At 39.1% G+C, this 19,906-nt stretch carries 18 protein-coding genes; 12 read left to right on the top strand and 6 right to left on the bottom strand.

Annotated features, from left to right (window positions below; genetic code table 11):
* Window positions 1-4: 4 nt before the first annotated feature.
* On the bottom strand, window positions 5-1,126 hold the full coding sequence (locus tag ACJAZP_RS11985) for an efflux RND transporter periplasmic adaptor subunit (protein ID WP_415230981.1): 1,122 nt from the start codon (window positions 1,124-1,126) through the stop codon (window positions 5-7).
* Window positions 1,127-1,147: 21 nt separating this feature from the next.
* Window positions 1,148-1,723, bottom strand: coding sequence for a TetR/AcrR family transcriptional regulator (locus tag ACJAZP_RS11990; protein ID WP_415230982.1), 576 nt, complete (start codon window positions 1,721-1,723; stop codon window positions 1,148-1,150).
* A gap of 219 nt (window positions 1,724-1,942) precedes the next feature.
* On the opposite strand from ACJAZP_RS11990, the gene rep reads away from it, so the two are divergent.
* From rep to ACJAZP_RS12015, 5 genes are all read left to right on the top strand, one after another.
* Window positions 1,943-3,952: a DNA helicase Rep gene (gene rep, locus ACJAZP_RS11995; protein ID WP_415230983.1), complete on the top strand. Its 2,010-nt coding sequence runs from the start codon at window positions 1,943-1,945 to the stop codon at window positions 3,950-3,952.
* 288 nt (window positions 3,953-4,240) lie between these two features.
* The gene (locus ACJAZP_RS12000) at window positions 4,241-4,972 is read left to right on the top strand and encodes a glutathione peroxidase (RefSeq protein ID WP_415230984.1); all 732 of its coding nucleotides are present in this window, start codon (window positions 4,241-4,243) and stop codon (window positions 4,970-4,972) included.
* Between the two features lie 118 nt (window positions 4,973-5,090).
* On the top strand, window positions 5,091-6,542 hold the full coding sequence (locus tag ACJAZP_RS12005; RefSeq protein WP_415230985.1) for a dihydrolipoyl dehydrogenase: 1,452 nt from the start codon (window positions 5,091-5,093) through the stop codon (window positions 6,540-6,542).
* Window positions 6,543-6,746: 204 nt separating this feature from the next.
* Window positions 6,747-7,061 carry a ComEA family DNA-binding protein gene (locus tag ACJAZP_RS12010; RefSeq protein ID WP_415230986.1) on the top strand — a complete coding sequence of 105 codons (315 nt, stop codon included), beginning with the start codon at window positions 6,747-6,749 and terminating at the stop codon, window positions 7,059-7,061.
* A gap of 148 nt (window positions 7,062-7,209) precedes the next feature.
* Window positions 7,210-7,731, top strand: a complete 522-nt coding sequence (locus tag ACJAZP_RS12015; RefSeq protein ID WP_415230987.1) for a transposase — start codon at window positions 7,210-7,212, stop codon at window positions 7,729-7,731.
* Window positions 7,732-8,511: 780 nt separating this feature from the next.
* Here the strand turns inward: ACJAZP_RS12015 and ubiA are convergent.
* The 4 genes from ubiA to rfaH all read right to left on the bottom strand — a co-directional run bounded on the left by ubiA (window position 8,512) and on the right by rfaH (window position 11,586).
* Window positions 8,512-9,375 carry a 4-hydroxybenzoate octaprenyltransferase gene (ubiA, locus tag ACJAZP_RS12020; protein ID WP_415230988.1) on the bottom strand — a complete coding sequence of 288 codons (864 nt, stop codon included), beginning with the start codon at window positions 9,373-9,375 and terminating at the stop codon, window positions 8,512-8,514.
* Window positions 9,372-9,929, bottom strand: a complete 558-nt coding sequence (locus tag ACJAZP_RS12025) for a chorismate--pyruvate lyase family protein (RefSeq protein WP_415230989.1) — start codon at window positions 9,927-9,929, stop codon at window positions 9,372-9,374. The genes ubiA and ACJAZP_RS12025 overlap by 4 nt, the downstream gene beginning before the upstream one ends.
* Before the next feature lie 301 nt (window positions 9,930-10,230).
* On the bottom strand, window positions 10,231-11,073 hold the full coding sequence (glpG, locus tag ACJAZP_RS12030) for a rhomboid family intramembrane serine protease GlpG (RefSeq protein WP_415230990.1): 843 nt from the start codon (window positions 11,071-11,073) through the stop codon (window positions 10,231-10,233).
* A 3-nt stretch (window positions 11,074-11,076) separates the two neighbouring features.
* Window positions 11,077-11,586: a transcription/translation regulatory transformer protein RfaH gene (gene rfaH / locus ACJAZP_RS12035; protein ID WP_415230991.1), complete on the bottom strand. Its 510-nt coding sequence runs from the start codon at window positions 11,584-11,586 to the stop codon at window positions 11,077-11,079.
* Between the two features lie 194 nt (window positions 11,587-11,780).
* Between rfaH and ACJAZP_RS12040 the strand changes: the two genes are divergently transcribed.
* The 7 genes from ACJAZP_RS12040 to ACJAZP_RS12070 all read left to right on the top strand — a co-directional run bounded on the left by ACJAZP_RS12040 (window position 11,781) and on the right by ACJAZP_RS12070 (window position 19,904).
* The gene (locus ACJAZP_RS12040) at window positions 11,781-12,980 is read left to right on the top strand and encodes a Wzz/FepE/Etk N-terminal domain-containing protein (RefSeq protein ID WP_415230992.1); all 1,200 of its coding nucleotides are present in this window, start codon (window positions 11,781-11,783) and stop codon (window positions 12,978-12,980) included.
* A gap of 923 nt (window positions 12,981-13,903) precedes the next feature.
* Window positions 13,904-14,980: a dTDP-glucose 4,6-dehydratase gene (rfbB, locus tag ACJAZP_RS12045; RefSeq protein WP_415230993.1), complete on the top strand. Its 1,077-nt coding sequence runs from the start codon at window positions 13,904-13,906 to the stop codon at window positions 14,978-14,980.
* Window positions 14,980-15,861, top strand: coding sequence for a glucose-1-phosphate thymidylyltransferase RfbA (gene rfbA / locus ACJAZP_RS12050; RefSeq protein WP_415230994.1), 882 nt, complete (start codon window positions 14,980-14,982; stop codon window positions 15,859-15,861). The genes rfbB and rfbA overlap by 1 nt, the downstream gene beginning before the upstream one ends.
* Window positions 15,862-15,865: 4 nt before the next feature.
* A complete protein-coding gene (gene rfbD, locus ACJAZP_RS12055) occupies window positions 15,866-16,747 on the top strand; it encodes a dTDP-4-dehydrorhamnose reductase (protein ID WP_415230995.1) in 882 nt (293 codons plus the stop codon).
* A 22-nt stretch (window positions 16,748-16,769) separates the two neighbouring features.
* Window positions 16,770-17,327: a dTDP-4-dehydrorhamnose 3,5-epimerase gene (rfbC, locus tag ACJAZP_RS12060; RefSeq protein ID WP_415230996.1), complete on the top strand. Its 558-nt coding sequence runs from the start codon at window positions 16,770-16,772 to the stop codon at window positions 17,325-17,327.
* Between the two features lie 236 nt (window positions 17,328-17,563).
* Window positions 17,564-19,012 carry an oligosaccharide flippase family protein gene (locus ACJAZP_RS12065; protein WP_415230997.1) on the top strand — a complete coding sequence of 483 codons (1,449 nt, stop codon included), beginning with the start codon at window positions 17,564-17,566 and terminating at the stop codon, window positions 19,010-19,012.
* A gap of 43 nt (window positions 19,013-19,055) precedes the next feature.
* Window positions 19,056-19,904, top strand: a complete 849-nt coding sequence (locus tag ACJAZP_RS12070) for a hypothetical protein (protein WP_415230998.1) — start codon at window positions 19,056-19,058, stop codon at window positions 19,902-19,904.
* The last annotated feature ends 2 nt before the right edge of the window (window positions 19,905-19,906 follow it).

A 19,906-nucleotide genomic window follows, 5' to 3' on the forward strand; every position in this document is an offset into this window, starting at 1 on the left:
GCCCCTATAATGCCGGAATTTCAGCAGGTATATTTAAAATATCTGATTCGATAATTTTCACATGCGCCGAATTACTTAATCGTACCTGGCCGCTTGTGACTATCAGGTCACCTTCTTTAAGACCATCGAGTATACGGATTGAACCCTCTTTACTTTTACCTAGTTTAACAATGCGTTGTTCAACTTGGAGGAAGCTTTTACCCGATTTATCCTGCTGCTCTGTTATCACATAAACGGTTTCACCATAGAGCGTATAATTAATGGCAGTTTCCGGAATAATGATCTGTTTTTGCACTGTCGGCAAAATGATATTGGCCTTAGCAAACATACCCGCGCGTAACTTTTGCGCTGTGTTGGGGATATCCGCCTGTACTTGAATCAGACCGCTTTGATAGTTTACCGCAGGCTCGATAGCAGAAATTGTGCCGGTAAAAGCAATTTCCGGCTCAGCATCGACAAAAATATTCATTGCCTGACCGATATGAATTTTATTGAGATCATTTTGCGGCACGGTAAAGCGCAGTCGCATTTTACTGACATCTTCCAAGCGCACTATATCGGTACCGGCACTCAAATAATCACCGATAAATACATTACGCAGACCGGCAATACCGTCAAAGGGAGCACGGATAATGCGTCGGCTAATCGTTGCCTGATAGCTTTCTATCTGTCCCTGTAAGGCTAATAACTCAGCTTCAGCATCATCAACATCACCCTGAGATACAGAGCCTTTGGCAAATAACGAGTTCATTCGAGTATAGTTACGCTGCACAGCAGACAAGCGGCCTTTAGCGGCTTTTAAATTAGCCAGTTCAACTTCCGCATCAAGGTATACAATAGGTTCATTGGCTTTTAGTTTTTGACCGGATTCAAATTCTATTTTACTCACTTTACCGGTTACTTCATTGGCAATATTAACGCCCTGAATCGGTTCGATAAAACCAATGGCGCGCAGATGAGGTGTCCAGTCTTGCAATGCAGCTGTCGCACTGGTGACGGGGAATTCCGGAATCGGACGGTTAGCTAAAAACTCTTTAATCTTCATGGCTTTAAACATATTAAAGCCAATCACAGAGCCGAACACAAGCAGGGCTAAAATAATTGCCGATGCGATCCATTTTTTCATATCAGTACCTTTAAAAAATAATTAATGGGTGGGTTTTAAAATTGCCTGCCAGGAGGCATCTATTATTTGTGTAATAAGTTGTTCGTCAGGTGGTGTAATACTATGATTGAGTACTTTTTTTGCTATGTTAATGGCCGATTCAAAGCTTAATGACATTAAAACCGGTATCGGAAAATCGAGTAATGTTTGCTCACGAATACCTTGTTCATAAATATTAAACAGCGGTGCAAAGAGACTATCATTGCAGGAAAGCATCTCTTGTCCTTGTACGCAGGGTCTAAGAAATAGCATCGACACGGCAATGATTCGATTGGGGTTGGTTAGCACTGACTGGTAGGTATTACGCCAGCATAAAGCATATTTTTGTTTTTGATTTAGCTCGTCATGCAGCCCCTTAAAAGTAACCGCGGCAATCTCTGTTTTAACATGCACATGCAGCTGGTTAATCATATCTTCTTTATTTTCAAAATAACGATAGATAGTGCCTGCCGCAACGCCGGCAGAATTCGCCAGCGCCTTCATCGACAGTCCGTAAAAACCGCGTTCTGCAAGTAGAATTTCGGCTGCAGCTAGTATTTTTTTGCGTTTATCGACCATAATACACCAATAATGAATGAACGTTCATTATCGTGTATTTGTAATATTAAGCAATATTTAAATGATATTAAATATCAATATGACCAATGAGTTGCGATATTGCATAGGCAGCGTTCCTGAGTATCACCATCAGAGTCTAGATTGTTGATTGGTATTCAACCTAAACTGGCGTAAAATCGACAGCTGTTTATTCAAGTTATTTTGCATGTAGGAAAAACCATGAAGCTTAATCCCGGACAAGATGCCGCCGTTAAAATGATCTCAGGCCCATGCCTTGTTTTAGCGGGAGCGGGAAGCGGTAAAACGCGTGTGATCACCAATAAAATTGCCCACCTGATTCAAAATTGTGATTATCTGGCCAAAAATATTGCCGCGGTAACCTTCACCAACAAAGCGGCCCGCGAGATGAAAGAGCGGGTCAGTCAAACGCTGGGGCGCAAAGAAGCGCGTGGTTTAATCGTCTCAACCTTTCACTCTCTGGGCTTGGATATTATCAAACGTGAAGTAAAAACCCTGGGCATGAAAGCCGGTTTTACGCTGTTTGACGATCAGGATACGCTGGCATTATTAAAAGAGCTCACTGAAAAGCAGCTGCAGGAAGATAAGGATCTGCTCAAAGCTTTAACATCGCAAATATCCAACTGGAAAAATGGCCTGATATTACCCCCGCAGGCGATCAAACAGGCTAAAGGTGAACGAGAGGTGATCTTCGCCCATTGTTATGACCTTTACCAGCGCCAGTTAAAAGCCTATAACGCTCTGGATTTTGACGATCTGATCGTTCTGCCAACCCTGCTGTTAACCCACAAAGAAGAGGTCCGTTTACGCTGGCAGAAACGCATTCGTTATCTGCTGGTGGATGAATACCAGGATACTAATACCAGTCAGTATGAATTAATTAAAGCCTTGGTGGGTGAGCGTGCCCGTTTTACCGTGGTCGGTGATGATGATCAGTCTATCTATTCCTGGCGTGGTGCACGTCCGGAAAATTTACTGCTGTTACAAAAAGATTTTCCGCAGTTAAAAGTGGTTAAACTGGAGCAGAACTATCGCTCTAGCCAGCGGGTATTAAAAGCCGCCAATGTTCTAATCGCCAATAATCCCCATGAATTTGAAAAACGTTTATTCAGTGAATTAGCCTATGGTGATTCCTTAAAAGTCCTCTTTGCTAATAATGAAAAACATGAAGCCGAGCGTGTGGTGATGGAGCTTTCCGGACATAAATTTATGAATGGTGCCTCCTTTAAAGATTATGCCGTGCTCTATCGGGGTAATCATCAAAGCCGCCTATTGGAAAAGGTCATGATGGAAAACCGCATCCCCTACCGCATTAGTGGCGGAACCTCTTTTTTTGCGCGCAGTGAAGTGAAAGACATCATGGCTTACCTTAAATTACTGGTGAATCACGAAGATGATAATGCTTTTTTGCGTGTGGTTAATACACCGCGTCGTGGTATCGGTCCGGGCTCTCTGGAAAAACTGGGCAGTTACGCCAATATGCGCCACGGTCGTTTATTTACCTGTAGTTTTGAAATGGGTCTAGAGCAAACCTTATCGGGCAAAGGTTTACAGTCACTGCAGGCTTTCACCCGCTGGTTGGTGGAGCTTAATGATCGCCTTAAATGTGATCCGGCGGTTGATGTGGTTCGTGATTTAATTCGTGATATCGGTTACGAAGACTGGTTATATGAAAGCAGCCCCAGCCCCAAAGCCGCCGAGATGCGCATGAAAAACGTATCGATGTTGTTTAAATGGGTCACCGAAATGCTTAAAGGGGATGACCTTGACGAGGAGATGACCCTGGAACAGGTCGTTGCCCGTTTAACGCTGCGCGATATGCTGTCGCGTAATGAAGATGAGGAGGAGTTGGATCAGGTCCAGCTAATGACCCTGCATGCATCCAAAGGGCTGGAGTTTCCCTATGTTTATATGATTGGCATGGAGGAGGGGATTTTGCCGCATCAGGTCAGTATTGACGAAGACAATGTTGAAGAAGAAAGGCGCCTTGCTTATGTGGGCATAACTCGGGCACAAAAAGAGTTAACCTTCACTTTGGCCAAAGAGCGAACTCAATATGGTGAGACAATTAAACCCACACCGAGCCGTTTTTTAGCGGAATTACCGCAGGATGATTTAGATTGGGAAAGTGGACCATCGATCAAATCCGTTGAGCAGAAAAAACAGCTCGCGGACAAAGGTATAGCCAGTTTACGTGCTCTGTTTGATTAATATTCGTCTTTAAGCGGGTACTCCCTTTGGAATTCCGCCTTCAGGCGGGCATTTTTAGAATGACGGTTTCACTTTCCCGTCCAAAGGAAACAGAAAGGTTGATTGATAGTTATTAGCTATTGCAGTTATAAATACAAACGATTTTACCTATCTATGATTTTCCCTCATAATCACTCCATCAAACAAAAGTTAGTAAATACAATATTTACTAACTTGTTTAAAAATTTTTAAAACTATGTAATATTAATAAACCTTATATAAAATTGATATAAAAAAAAGGAGTTACACATGTTAGATAATATCGAAGGCCAAAAAATTCCAAACGTTACTTTCCCAACTCGTCAAGACGATCAATGGGTAAATGTTTCTACCGACGAACTGTTCGCCGGTAAAACCGTGGTTGTATTTGCTTTACCCGGTGCGTTTACACCAACCTGTTCTTCAACGCATCTGCCGCGCTACAATGAATTAGCAGGCGTATTTAAAGGAAATGGCGTGGATGACGTTGTTTGTTTCAGTGTTAACGATACCTTTGTAATGAACGCCTGGCTTGCCGATCAGGAAGCTGAAAATATCACTGTTGTACCAGACGGTAACGGTACATTTGCTGAAGGTATGGGCATGCTGGTCGATAAAAGCGACCTCGGTTTTGGTAAACGCAGCTGGCGCTACAGCATGCTCGTCAAAGACGGCGTGATTGAAAAAATGTTTATCGAGCCTAATCAGCCTGGCGACCCCTTTGAAGTGTCCGATGCGGATACCATGCTTAATTACATCAATCCCAATGTCAAAGCACCTGCTGCGGCAACTTTATTCACTAAGCCGGGTTGTCCTTTCTGTGCAAAAGCGAAAGCGGCATTAAAAGAAAATAATATCGCTTTTGAAGAGATTATCTTAGGTAAAGATGCAACTACTGTAAGCCTAAGAGCAGTAAGCGGACAAACAACTTTTCCACAGTTATTCGTTGATGGTAAACACATTGGTGATAGCGAAGCGATTGTTGCTTACCTTAAAGGTTAATCGGTCTTTAAAGAGCGCTAGTTAAGCTCATATCTGAAGCGCACTTTCACTGAAAGCTGCGCTTTTTTTTAACCTAAATTTCACCACAATGCTTGGTAAACCAAAGCATGGAGTCTTTATGAAACAGTTAAAAGTAGAAGTTGCAGTTATCGGTGGCGGTACAGCGGGACTTGCCGCATACCGGGCTGCCAAAGAAAAAACAGATTCAGTTATATTAATCGAAGGTGCGCAATTTGGTACTACCTGTGCGCGTGTCGGTTGTATGCCCAGCAAATTGTTAATTTCCGCAGCCGACGCTGCGCACAGTGCCGCGCATACAGCACCTTTTGGTGTATTTATTGACGGCAAAATACGCATTGATGGCAAAAAAGTAATGCAGCGCATTCGTGATGAGCGGGATCGTTTTGTGGGTTTTGTGCTGGAAGCTGTTGATGGTCTGCCTGCGCAGGATAAAATAATAGGTAACGCAACTTTTACAAGTACAACAGAGCTGCAAATTGGCGATCATACTCAGATAAGCGCCGAGAGAGTTGTTATTGCAACGGGCTCCCGTCCAAGTTATCCCGCGGTTTGGAATGAACTTGGCGACAAATTAATTATCAATGACGATCTGTTTAACTGGACTGATTTACCAAAATCTATTGCAGTTTTTGGCCCCGGCGTGATTGGTTTGGAGCTTGGTCAGTCATTACATCGTCTCGGCGTTGAAGTCTTAATGTTTGGGATGGGCGGCCAAGTAGGCCCGTTTACCGATCCAGAAGTGATGGCCTATGCTCAAAAAACATTTGCCGATGAATTTTACTTAGATGCTGATGCAAATGTTAAAAACATGGTGCGTAAAGGCGACAATGTTGAAATCACCTATTTAGATAAGCAGGGCGCTCAGCAGGTTACTGAAGTTGAATATGTATTAGCGGCAACGGGGCGCCGTGCAAATGTAGACAATTTGGGTCTGGAAAATATCGAGATTGAAAAAGATGGACGCGGTGTGCCAGTTGCAGATCCCTTCACCATGCAGACATCGGTGCCATCGATATTTATTGCAGGCGATGCCAGTAACCAACTCCCGCTACTTCACGAAGCAGCAGATCAAGGTAAAATAGCGGGCAGTAACGCCGCGGTTTACCCCAACATTCGCGTGGGATTACGCCGCTCATCAATTTCCGCGGTATTTACCGATCCGCAACTGGCAATGGTCGGGTTAACTCACAAACAGGTGACTGAAAAATATACCGGCTGCAACTGTTTTGAAACGGGCAGTGTCTCCTTTGAAAACCAGGGACGTAGCCGTGTAATGCTTAAAAACCAGGGGTTATTAAATCTTTATGGTGCGCATGGCACCGGGCGTTTTTTAGGTGCAGAAATGATTGGCCCGCAAGCTGAACATCTGGCACATCTCTTAGCCTGGGCGCATCAGAACCGAATGACTATTTCGCAGATGCTGGATATGCCATTTTATCATCCGGTAATCGAAGAGGGTGTGCGCTCAGCATTGCGCGATTTGAATGCTAAATTGAGACTTGGCTCGGAAATGCTCGACGAATGCATGGAATGTGGACCCGGCTGTTAATGAGTTAAATTTTAATCACATTATCTGTTTAAATCTTTTTTAACTGTTTGTTTTCATCCGTTAAAAGTTTTCGTAACAAAGCTATCTAATTGTTATTGATTATTTTTTCTGGGTGTCAGCAAGCATAAAAACCACAAACAACAAAAATAAGTCAATTAATAGTCTAGTATGATTAGTTCCCAAACTACAAAAAAGGACTTTTTAATGAAAAACAAACTAACCTACCGTTTATTAGCTATTGTTCCACTGCTTTTTCTACCTTTTAGTCATCAGGTTTTGGCTGCTGATAAAGTTGAAGAAAGCGTGCAAATGACAACTCAAGTAGTTGAAAAAATAAATATTAACACCGCAACGGGAGAGCAACTTGCGGCTATCAATGGTATTGGTGTAAAAAAAGCACAGACCATTATTGACTACAGAAAAATGAACGGTAATTTTGTTGATATGAACGATTTAGTTAACGTAAAAGGAATTGGAGAAGCCACACTGAAAAAAATCCAACCCTTTATCACCTTATAATAATCAATAAAAACATAGAGCCTTTTATTTGGGCTCTTTTTTTTGTTCACCTAAAAGCGCGATTCCTGTTTGGTGCCTTCGGAACTGAGCCTTCAGGCTTGGCGCTTGTTATTAAGAGTATTGGCAATTATTAGAAAGGGGTTATGTGATGCCTCATAAACATTTACCGCATGCAGATGTGACTGGATATCACCAGTTTATTACTTTTCGCACTTTTGATAGCACAGATGCTTTTTTACAAAAATTATCTGCTCAAGAAATCGAAAATAATAAGAAACAGTTACAAGCTGATTTACATCTTGATGAATCACAACAGGGTGCTTATTTGCATGGTGAAGTGTTGCTTTATTTGAGCGGGTTTCTAAAAAATAACAACCAAGAATTATATCAGCTTACAGCATTTTGTATTATGCCAAATCATGTCCATCTATTAGTAAAACCACTTAAAAAATTATCGGTACTAATGAATAACCTTAAAGGCAGCAGTAGCAAAGCGATTAACCAGATTATGAATAAAGAAGGAACATTTTGGGCGAAAAGTTATTATGATAAAGCTATTCGAGATCAGCAGCATTTTAATGTTGTTTATGACTATATAAAAAATAACCCGTCTAAGCTAATTGAAACGAATATAACAACCCCAAGATTCTATGGGATTTACGAAAAGTAGTTTTCATCAAATGTTTGCAATAAAACATCAGCACGCCTAAAGGCGCGATTCCGCTGAGGGTATCTTTGGAACTGAGCCTTCAGGCTCGGCTTGTTGCTTTTACCCGCCTAAAGACGCGATTCCGGTGCGGGTATCTTTGGAACTGAGCCTTCAGGCTCGGCTTGTTGCTTTTACCCGCCTAAAGGCGCGATTCCGGTGAGGTTATCTTTGGAACTGAGCCTTCATTCTCGGCTTGTTGCTTTTACCCGCCAAAAGGCGCGATTCCGCTGAGGGTATCTTTGGAACTGAGCCTTCAAACTCGGCTTGTTGCTTTTACCCGCCTAAAGGCGCGATTCCGGTGAGGCTATCTTTGGAACTGAGCCTTCAGGCTCTGCGGTTGTTGCTTTTACCCGCCTAAAGGCGCGATTCCGCTGCGAGTATCTTTAGAACTGAGCCTTCAGGCTCGGCTTGTTGCTTTTACCCGCCTAAAGGCGCGATTCCGCTGCGGGTATCTTTGGAACTGAGCCTTCAGGCTCTGCGGTTGTTGCTTTTACCCACCTAAAGGCGCGATTCCGGTGAGGCTATCTTTGGAACTGAGCCTTCAGGCTCGGCTTGTTGCTTTTGCCTGCCTAAAGGCGCGATTTCGCTGCGGGTATCTTTGGAACTGAGCCTTCAGGCTCTGCGGTTGTTGCTTTTACCCGCCTAAAGACGCGATTCCGGTGCGGGTATCTTTGGAACTGAGCCTTCAGGCTCGGCTTGTTGCTTTTGATCGCCTAAAGTTATGATCCTGCTGTTTGTGTATTATAAATAACTCAAAAATAACCCGGCAAAAATGACTAATCCTACATAATTATTGTCTAAAAAAGCTTTAAAACAGGCACTTTTTTCGCGGTTTTTTATCTGTAGATGTTGTCTTACAAATAAACCGGCAACAACCAGCAGGCTAATAAAATAAATCCAATTTAAAGCTTCCAGCCAACCTAATAAGATTAATAAAATCAGGCAGAGCAGTTGCAACAACGCAATAATTAACTTGTCATTTTCTGCAAATAAAATCGCTGTGGATTTTACGCCAATTTTCAGGTCATCCTCTCTGTCCACCATGGCATAAAGAGTGTCGTAGGCAATGGTCCAAATAATATTAATAGTAAAGATAATCCAAACCACCGCAGGCAAGGTATTCGCCTGTGCTGCAAATGCCATGGGAATAGCCCAACTAAAAGCGAGTCCTAATACAAATTGCGGCAACTGCGTGAAACGTTTCATAAAGGGGTAAGAAAATGCCAGCAGTAAGCCTATAAAGGATAACTGAATGGTTAAACTGTTTTGGGTCAGCACCAATAAAAAAGAGCTGATCGCCAATATTAAAAAAAGAATAATCGCTTCGCTGCTGGTGGCACGGCCGGAGGGCAATGGCCGATTTTTAGTGCGCTCGACAAAACCATCAATGTTACGATCTGCAAAATCATTAATCACACAACCTGCACTGCGCATTAAAAACACACCGGCAGAAAATACGATTAATACACTCAGGTCGGGAAATCCCTGCGCGGCTATCCACAACGCCCAGAGGGTTGGCCAGAGTAATAAAAGCGTGCCAATAGACTTATCTACCCGCATTAATTCTGCATAGGCCTGGCGTTTTTCTCTGCTAAAAAAACTCATGTTAAATACAGCCCCAAAGCAGGTAAAAAGACTTCACTGACTAATAACGGTTTATTATTAACATAAAAAAGAGAACGTCTGCCCCACAGCGGGAAATCAACCTCTTGGTTAAGATCAATACAGAGTTGGTGCACTGCAGAAGAAACGGGGAACTGTGCAACTTCAATTTTATCGCGTTTCATGCTCGGATCTTGAAATAAAAATGTGCCTAACGAATCGCTGCCGATTTCCGCCAGTTTTGCCTGCTGATCGGTTAAGGTCGTAAAGGGAATTTCAGTTTGGGCAAACACCACAGGTTTATTATTACAAATTAACAGCACTTCACGCACCAGAACTTTATTTTCATCAGAAAAATAAGATGAAAGTAAATCTTTACTACGGCTAACTGTCACTTGTTGCCTGACTTTTACCTGAAAATTACCTGATAAAGCCTGCAGCTTTATCGTTAAAGAGTTTTGATCTAAAAGCCAATCAAGGAGCTTTTTCGAACATGTTGCGGGTGTTACATCGGCTAACCAAAGAGTTGAAGATGCCAGAGGAGTGATAGTATCCATTAACGATTAAAGCCTTTCTATCAACGCGAGAGTGAGTGAAATAAGATTATAACCCTAAGTTGCGGAAAAGGTCACTTTACATTCCGGAATGGTTCTGGAATGTAAAGTACACTATAGCATTCCCCCGCCAAAAAATTGTTATTAAGCTGCAGTTAGTTATACCAAAACATGATTAAGTGATCAGCTTGTAAAACCGGCTTACATCCTTTTACGGTTGAGTTAAATTAGTCTTTCCATTTTATAATTCAACCCATAATTTTATTTTTTTGGGTATTAGGTGATTAGCTTTCCTGTTAATAAGTTAAACATGCAACTTTAGTTTGCTGGTCAAAACCGCCATTAATAAACCAGCCAATAATCCGACTAGGTGAGCATAGTTAGCAATATTAACCGGTAAAATATCTACAAAACCCAATACCAGCCAGGCGAGTAAAAACAGGAAAAGGGAATTAGGCAGCATCACTTGACTGCTTTTATTGAGTTTGCCGAATAACCAGCAGTAACCCACCAAGCCATAAACAACGCCGCTTAATCCCCCAAAATAGGGGCTGACTAAAAAATATTGCGCTAGATTAGCAGCGACCCCGGAAAACAGAAAAAGTACTAGCAAGTGCATTTTACCCTGCTGTCTTTCAACAAGACCGGCTAATTGCCACCACCAAAGTAAATTAAAAATAATGTGCAGCGGACTGAAATGCAGCAGCGCCGGGGTAATGAAACGCCAACTCTGTGAGTAATCAAAGGGTTGTTGGGTGAAAAATGACAAAATGGAAGGGATTGGTTGAAATACCCCGGAAGCTGTTAGCAGATAGATAACTAAAGAGAGCGCAAAAATAACATGCGTTACTAAGCCCGCATGATGGATAAAATTGCTCACTAAATTCGACTCAGCAAAAGCAAAATAGTTGCTGTCACTACTCACTTCACCGGTTTGCCAACTAGCCGACATATATTTGGGATTATTGGGATGCTGTAAAAACAGATCCAGCTCAATTTCTGCTTGTGCTCGCTGCTCTTCTTGTGCAATCAATAGCTGATAACTAAAGTCGTCATGGTGAAGTCTGTTTTTAATACCAATGGTATTTAAATAATCAGAAAATGCCTGCGCCGCACGTCTGTTTTGAAATTGATACAGTGAAAACATCGGTTAGCTCTCCGCTTTTATCAGATCTGAATTTTTGAATGAAATTTTATTCTCTTGATTTAGAATATTAAGCAGCAGCATCGAACGTGCTAACCCATCTTCGATATCAAATATAGCCGTTAAACCTTTAAACGGGCCGCTTAAAATATCGACTTTGTCACCACTTTTATATAAAGCATCACAATCAATATCGAGTTTATTATTAACCTCGCATAACCGCTCAAGTTGTTTGACCTGCAGATTCGGGATAGTGGCAATGCTAAGACCAAATTTAACAAAATTATTAATACCACGGGTAGATCGAATAGAGCTGAATTGTTTGTCTTTTTGAGAGATATTAACAAACAGATAACTGGGAAATAGCGCTTCTTCAACTACCTTTTTTTTGCCGCGTACCATTTTTTCTTTGACTATTTTAGGAAAAAAAGAATAAACGCCTTGATTGGACAAGTTTTGTTGCGCACGCAACTCTTCTCGGCTTTTACAATATACAACAAACCACTGCTTATACATTTTGTCGCCCCATTTTTTTAAATTTTTTAAGGATACCGAAAACCAAGTGCTGAAACGAATAAAAAATAGCTCATAGCCGAGGGTGTTGCTACGGGGAAAAGGTCTATTTGAAATATTACAGATGTAAATAGTAACACTAATAGTATAAAATAAATCAAATTCACCTTTGTTTTCATTTATAAAAGAACTTAAAAATGACCCTGATAAATAAGCAAGATAATTTTATTAACCCGGATATTGACTACCATTCAGATCAAGCCACGTACCAAGATGATGAAATTGACTTGCGGGAATTGATTAAAGTTATTTGGGATTATAAATGGCTAACAGTGTCACTTTGCACACTGGCGATTATCGCTTCTGTTTTTTATGCGTTAAATGCACAAGAGTGGTGGGTGGCAAAAGGTAAAGTCATTGAGCCGCAATTAAATGATGTTGCTTCGTTATATGCACAAAGTCAAAAAGTGAGTGCAATATTACAGGCTAGTAACTTGCAGGATAACAATAATAATAATAATAACAATAACAATAACAATAACAATAATAACAAAACAGAACAATTTGTCGCACTTTTTGAGCCAGAGACTTTATTCAAAAATTTCATTAATAGCTTTAATTCATCGTTGAATAAAAAATTATTTCTCGCTAACAACCCAATTTTTTTACAATATTTACAAGAAAATAAAATAAAAGTGCCCAGCAATAAAAACTTGCTAGGAGAACAACAAATAGATCCACAGCAGTATTTACAAACGCTTGATAGTTGGATGCAAGAGATTAGTGCATCATACGATAAAACAACATCAGAGCTTGCTTTATCATTTCGTAGTACAACAAAAGAATCTTCTGCTCAATTATTAAACCAATATATTGCAAATATCGCGCAAACGGTTAAAAAAAATCAATTTGAAAAATTTTCATTATTAGTAGACTCATCAAAAAATGGATTGCAAGAATCATTAGATATGGCAGAAGAGCGAGCAAAAAATAAATTATCGCTGTTATTGCAACAAACGGAATATGCGTACCAAATTGCGACACAGGGAGATTTGGCTGGATATCATCCTAATTTAAATAAAGAAGATGAGTTATTTCAGGTTAATTTAGGAGCAAAGGTACTTAAGGCAAAAATTAATGTTTTAAAATCTGTAAAAGATTTAAACATTATCGAACCATCAATATCACAGATCAAAATAACGTTAGCGGCATTAAATAAACTTAAACTTACGGGAGATGCTGATTTTTCGCCTTTCCGCTACTTAGATAGTGTTGAACCACCTTTTAATCGTGCCGCACCTAAACGTGCATTAATCGTTATTTTAGCGACACTGTTAGCAGGTATGCTGTCTATCTTTATTGCGTTAGTGCATTATTTTATGACGAAAAAAGGGTAGTTTTCAAAAATATTTGTCATTTCAGAATTACCACACAGTTGTCATTTCCGAGGTCACATGTTCGGGAATCTCAATGTATGTAGCGCAAAAAGCTAACTGGCTGTTTAAAAACAAATAAACTGCTGAGTCTAAAGGGCCTGTTTTGAAAATGCCAATATCCACATTAGGCTAGTGTTGATTTAGTCAAATTTATGGCATTTTGCGCGAGATGGCGGTGCACTATAGCTAACTAATTTAAGAAACTTGTTAAGCGTGATTATTTGCTCTGCTTTTTCCATCAAGATATTGCCTTTAAACAACGCAGTATTACGACATTGACACTAGATGAATACCAACAGTAATCATCTACGCGTAATGAAGCAATAATAAAAGCCTAGCAATCGGTGGTTATACGATGAAGGTCATTGGTGAGTACTTTAAAGTACATTATTCACTGTTTAGCTGTATCGTGATGGCAAATAAAAAGTAAGCTCAAAAGAATGGGGATGGGAAAAATGCAAAATGAAAGACCAGACCCCAATGGCTTCACAACATTCTGGTTATTCCTGAGCTTTTTTAATCGAGTATCTTCTTTAAGCTACTCCCATACTTTTTGTGTGAAAAGATCGCATTTTTAACTCATTAATTTATAATGTGCAGCGCTCGCTAACCACTGTTTGTAAATAATAAAGCCGTATTCTGCTTTGGAATTAACTACCGCGCCCCAAACCGGCAAATTGGAAAATAAGTAACTTGCCTTTAGGAGCGTTGAACCTAGGGGCCGTAGCGTGCTTGAAATTGCTACTTTTAGTCACTTCTTGCATTTAATTCACGTTTAGAAGATGGGTTAATGTTACCTTGCTTGTGGTTTTTGATAACTAAGAACAGTTTTGAAGTTAGCTATACAAAATAATTAAACTCACAATTATTAAAAAGAAGATAAAATGAAAATTTTAGTGACAGGTGGAGCAGGTTTTATTGGCTCAGCAGTTATCCGTAATATTATTAAGAATACAAAAGATAGTGTTATCAATGTCGATAAATTGACTTATGCGGGTAATTTAGAATCATTGTCAGAAATTTCCGATAATGAACGTTATTCTTTTGAGCAAGTTGATATTTGTGATCGGGCAGAGTTAGATCGTATATTTGAAAAATATCAACCTGATGCGGTTATGCATTTGGCTGCAGAATCTCATGTTGACCGTTCTATTGATGGGCCCGCAGAATTTATCGAAACAAATATTATCGGCACCTATCAATTATTAGAAGCCACTCGTCAATACTGGAATCAGTTAGAGACCTCTCGTAAAGAAGCATTTCGTTTTCATCATATCTCAACAGATGAAGTTTATGGTGATTTAGAAGGCCCTGAAGATTTATTCACTGAAACTACGCCTTACGCACCAAGTTCTCCTTACTCCGCTTCAAAAGCATCAAGCGATCATCTGGTTCGCGCCTGGCAACGTACTTATGGGTTGCCCACGTTAATTACCAATTGTTCTAATAACTATGGCCCATACCATTTTCCTGAAAAGCTTATCCCATTAGTCATTATCAATGCATTAGAGGGCAAACCATTACCGGTATACGGTAATGGCATGCAGATTCGTGATTGGTTATACGTAGAAGATCACGCTCGCGCCCTGTATAAAGTGGTAAGCGAAGGTGTCGTTGGTGAAACCTATAATATCGGCGGACATAACGAAAAATCCAATATTGATGTAGTCAAAACGATCTGCACATTATTAAAAGAATTAGTACCCAATAAGCCGGACGGCGTTGATTTTTATCAAGATCTTATTACCTATGTTAAAGATCGACCCGGTCACGATCTGCGTTATGCCATCGATGCAACTAAAATGTCCAAAGAGCTTAACTGGACACCGACTGAAACATTTGAAAGCGGCATTCGTAACACCGTTCAATGGTATTTAAACAATAAAGAATGGTGGACTCGTGTATTGGATGGTTCATATACCGGTGAGCGTCTTGGCATATCAGCAAAAGGAGTTGCATAATGAAAGGTATTATTCTAGCGGGTGGTTCAGGTACTCGGCTTTATCCCTTGACACGTGGCGTTTCAAAGCAGTTATTGCCTGTTTATGACAAACCAATGATTTATTACCCATTATCAGTATTAATGCTAGCTGGTATTAAAGATATTTTAATTATTACTACTCCAGAGGATAACGAGAGTTTTAAACGTTTATTGGGTGATGGTGCTGATTTTGGCATTAACCTTGAGTATGCCATCCAAGCAACTCCCGATGGTTTGGCACAAGCATTTATTATTGGTGAAGAGTTTATTGATGGCGATAGTTGTTGTTTGGTGCTGGGAGATAATGTTTTCTATGGTCAATCCTTTAGTCAGACTTTAAAAAAATCAGCCAGTCGAACAAAAGGTGCAACAGTGTTTGGTTATCAGGTAAAAGATCCTGAACGTTTCGGTGTGGTGGATTTTGATAAAAACCACAAAGCTATTTCAATTGAAGAAAAGCCAGCGAAACCAAAATCTAACTATGCGGTCACCGGGTTATATTTTTATGATAATCGTGTTGTTGATTTTGCTAAAAAAGTAACACCTTCTCACCGTGGCGAATTAGAAATTACCAGCATTAATCAAATGTATTTAGAAGACGATTCTTTAAATGTGGAGTTATTAGGACGTGGTTTTGCTTGGCTAGATACAGGCACGCATGAAAGTCTTCATGAAGCATCTTCTTTTGTGCAAACAATAGAAAATGTTCAAGGATTAAAGGTCGCTTGTCTGGAAGAGATAGCATGGCGCAATGGTTGGTTAACAGATGAACAAGTTATTGATGTTGCCAACCCCATGATGAAAAACGGATATGGTCAGTACCTAAAACGTTTAATTGAAGAATCAAAAGCTAAGGCATAAATATATGCGCGTATTAATTACAGGATGCAACGGACAAGTTGGCCATTGCTTAACTGAGCAGCTAAAGAAACATGCTAATGCGCAAGTCTTAGCGTTAGATTCAAAAGGCTTAGACATTACTGATCAATCTGCTGTTCAGGCGACAGTGAACAAGTTTAAACCAAGCATCATCATTAATGCAGCCGCATATACTGCAGTTGACCGAGCTGAAGACGAAGTTGAGCTTGCTTATGCAATTAATAGTGATGGTGCTAAGTACTTAGCCGAAGCGGCAAAAAACGTTGATGCGACAATATTACATATCTCTACAGATTACGTTTTCTCCGGTGACAAAATTGGTTTATATGAAGAGACTGATATAACCGATCCTCAAAGTGTTTACGGTAAAAGTAAATTAGCTGGCGAACAAGCGGTAATAGAAGCTTGTGATAAGCACATCATACTGAGAACAGCTTGGGTATTTGCTGAAGTCGGTAATAACTTTGTCAAAACCATGCTTCGTCTTAGTAAAGAACATAAGGCTTTGAGCATTGTTGGGGAGCAGTTTGGTGGTCCTACTTATGCGGGTGATATTGCAAGTGCATTAATTGAGATAGCAATAATGATTGATAATAACGAGTTGGTGAAATATGGCTTATACCATTTTTCTGGTTTGCCGCATGTCAGTTGGTTTGAATTTGCACAAGAAATTTTTGAAAATGCGAAAGCACAAAATATATTGGATGATATTCCTACATTAACCGCTATAACAACCGCTGAATATCCTACGCCCGCAAAACGGCCTGCAAATTCTACGTTAGCTATGAATAAAATAACAGACACCTTTGCTATTGAAGCAAGCGATTGGAAAGTGGCTATCAGCCATCTTGAGCTATATACAAAATAATTAAACCAGAAGAGTAAAACGAATGAAAGTCATTGATACTAACATCCCAGATGTAAAAATCATTGAACCAGATGTGTTCGGTGATGCACGTGGTTTTTTTATGGAAACATGGAATCAGAGAGAGTTTGAAGAAAAGGTAACAAAAGGGCCTTGCCGGTTTGTACAAGACAATCATTCAAAATCGAAAAAAGGCATTTTACGCGGTCTTCATTACCAGACTGAAAATACCCAAGGCAAGCTTGTTAGAGTTATCTCAGGTGAAGTGTTTGATGTTGCCGTTGATATTCGCAAGGGCTCGCCTACGCTTGGTCAATGGGTGGGGGAATACCTCTCTGCAGAAAATAAAAAACAGCTATGGGTACCAGAAGGTTTTGCACACGGTTTTTATGTAACTAGTGATGAAGCTGAATTTGTGTATAAATGCACTGATTATTATAATCCTAAAGTCGAGCAAACTATTCAATGGGATGATTCCATATTAAATATTGAGTGGCCAATTAGTGACAATAGTAGCCCTTTGGTATCTGAAAAAGATAAAATGGGCAATAAATTTTCAGACGATATATATATTTCAAACTAATAAAAAGTGTAAGAAGTTAATTATGGATATTAAATTTATATAATTTCAAATCTATGGTGGTAAGGGCAAGATTACGAAGGAGTGCTTTAGTTTTTACTTTTTTATATTGACCAGAAGTCTTCTGTCCCAAAACAACTTTAATAAATCAACTATCTGTAATTCGTGATCTTTCCCTTATATAAGAGTCTGATTTTTTGATCATTACATTTTTAGCTAAATATATATATAGGATTTTCATGAGAAATAATCTCTATCGAGCAATATATAAGAGTGTCTCGGGAAGGCTGGCAACTTATTTTGTTCAATTTTTTTCACTTGCTATTTATGCACGAATGTTTACTCCAGAAGAATTTGGGATTATTGCCTCAATCCAAGTTTTTGTCGTTTTTTTTCAACTTATAGCTGATGTTGGAATTGGTCCTGCAATTATTAATGAAAAAGAGTTTGGGGTTAATAAAAGAAATGGTGTCTTCACGGTAACAGCTATTCTAGGTTGTATAGTTGCTGCTCTTTTTTATGCCTTTTCGTTTGCATTAAATGAATTTTATGATGGGTATCAGTATCAAGAAATTGCTGTTTTTGTTTGTATCAGCATATTTTTTAGTTCATTAAATATTGTTCCTCTTACGGCAATGAATAAAGATGCTAAGTTTATTCACATATCTGTTGTGGATATCATTGTTGAATGTATGTCGTTAGGCCTAATTTATATTCTTTATCAAAATGGATTAGGACTTCTTTCTTTAGCCTCTAGGCCCGCTATACAAAGTTTATTTAAATTTATTTTTATCTTTTATTTATCTGAAAAAACAGAGTTAGGGCGCTCTTCTTTTGGTAAAGAATTGTTTCACATAAAATCTATTTTAGGTTTTTCCATTTATCAGTTTGGCTTTAATTTTATTAATTACTTTTCACGTAACTTAGATAACATTTTAATTGCTAAATACTTTGGTATGACACACGTGGGTATTTATGATAAAGCTTATCAGTTAATGCGCTACCCTTTGATGCTGACAACATTTGCAATGAATCCAGCAATTCAGCCCATATTGACGAAGGTGAGAGATAACAAAATTCTGGTGATTTTAGAACATAACTTACTCACGTCTAGGTTATTGGCGATATCTTTACCGATTAGTTTATTTATTTATGTTAATAGTCACTCTGTAGTGTTATTTCTATTTGGTGAGCAATGGATAAAAGTTGTCCCTTTAATTGAAATATTTTCATTTATGATCCCTATACAGGCAGTATCTTCTTCAAGTGGCTCTTTTTTTCAAGTAATGAATAAAACAAAAATATTATTTTTTGCCGGTTCAATATCGGCTACTGTTAATTCAGCTGGAATTGCTATTGGAATAATATTAGGTGACGTAAAATATGTTGCAATAGCGTTAGTTATTGGCTTCTCTCTTAATTTTTTTCAGACTTACTTTATACTTTTTAAATATTGCTTCTGTGAGAGCCCTAGAGTGTTCTATTTACAATTGGTAAAAGTACTCGGTGTTATGTCCGGACCATTAGTGTTGTACTTCTATATTAACGCGTATTTTTTAACAAATGTAGCTTACTCTGTATTTGTAGATCTGCTTGTTAATTGTTTGTGTGGTTTAGTTGCCCTCGCTTTATTTTCTGTGCCTATTAAAAGAATTTTATTAACAAAGCCTTTGATAGATAAAGTTTAGTGAGTATGGTGGGTATTATTTTCATGGTAACAAAGGAGGTAAGGTGTTTAATTCAGCGGTGCTTGTAGTGCTGTACAATTCAGAGATCAAGAGTTCAAGTACGCTATTAAGTCTACGTGAACATGGTTCTTTGCTAAAATCGGTTAAGTTGGTTATTTGGAATAATGGACCAAATTTGTTAACTAATAAAGACGTATCGTTCTTATCAGAGCTAGATGTCGATATTTTTATTAACGAAACGATTTGCAATGAGTCTTTGGCCGTTATCTATAATAACTTCTTAAATATGGTTGATGCGCAACGATATATTATATTAGACGATGATTCGAAATTGAATGCTGCATACATCAATGCGGCCTCTAAAATTATTTCTCAAGGCTTGGGGGTTCCAGAAATAATATCATTTGGGAAGATAAGAGGTCCTATTTTAAATGGTTATGTTTGTACAACAAGTTCTGAAATAAGTAATAAAGATAAATTGCTCGCTATTGGTAGTGGGATGGTGGTGGGGTCTGATTTCAAGAATGAGTTACTTTTAAAGTATACCAATGTTTTTGATGAAAGATTTTATTTGTATGGTGTTGATACTACGTTTTTTTATCGGGTGTTTGAGTCATGTTTATCTTCAAAAATAGAAGTTATTAGTGGCTTCGAGCATTCCCTTTCAAGACTGGAGTCAGAGAGCAAAAGTATTTCTTCTTTTCGAAAACTAGAGCGGACATATGATAGGGGCTTGCGATTAAGATATTACACACCAATTTGGCATACTGTATATTTAGTTGTAAAATTTAGTTTTTCTACTGTACTAAAAAAAATACAAAAAAAAGACACCTCATTTTATTACTTTAGCCTTCTAAAGGCTCTTGTAATGGGGAAACATTATCGAAGTTAACT

It is taken from the genome of Psychromonas sp., from assembly GCF_047632955.1.
Classification (GTDB): Bacteria; Pseudomonadota; Gammaproteobacteria; order Enterobacterales; family Psychromonadaceae; genus Psychromonas.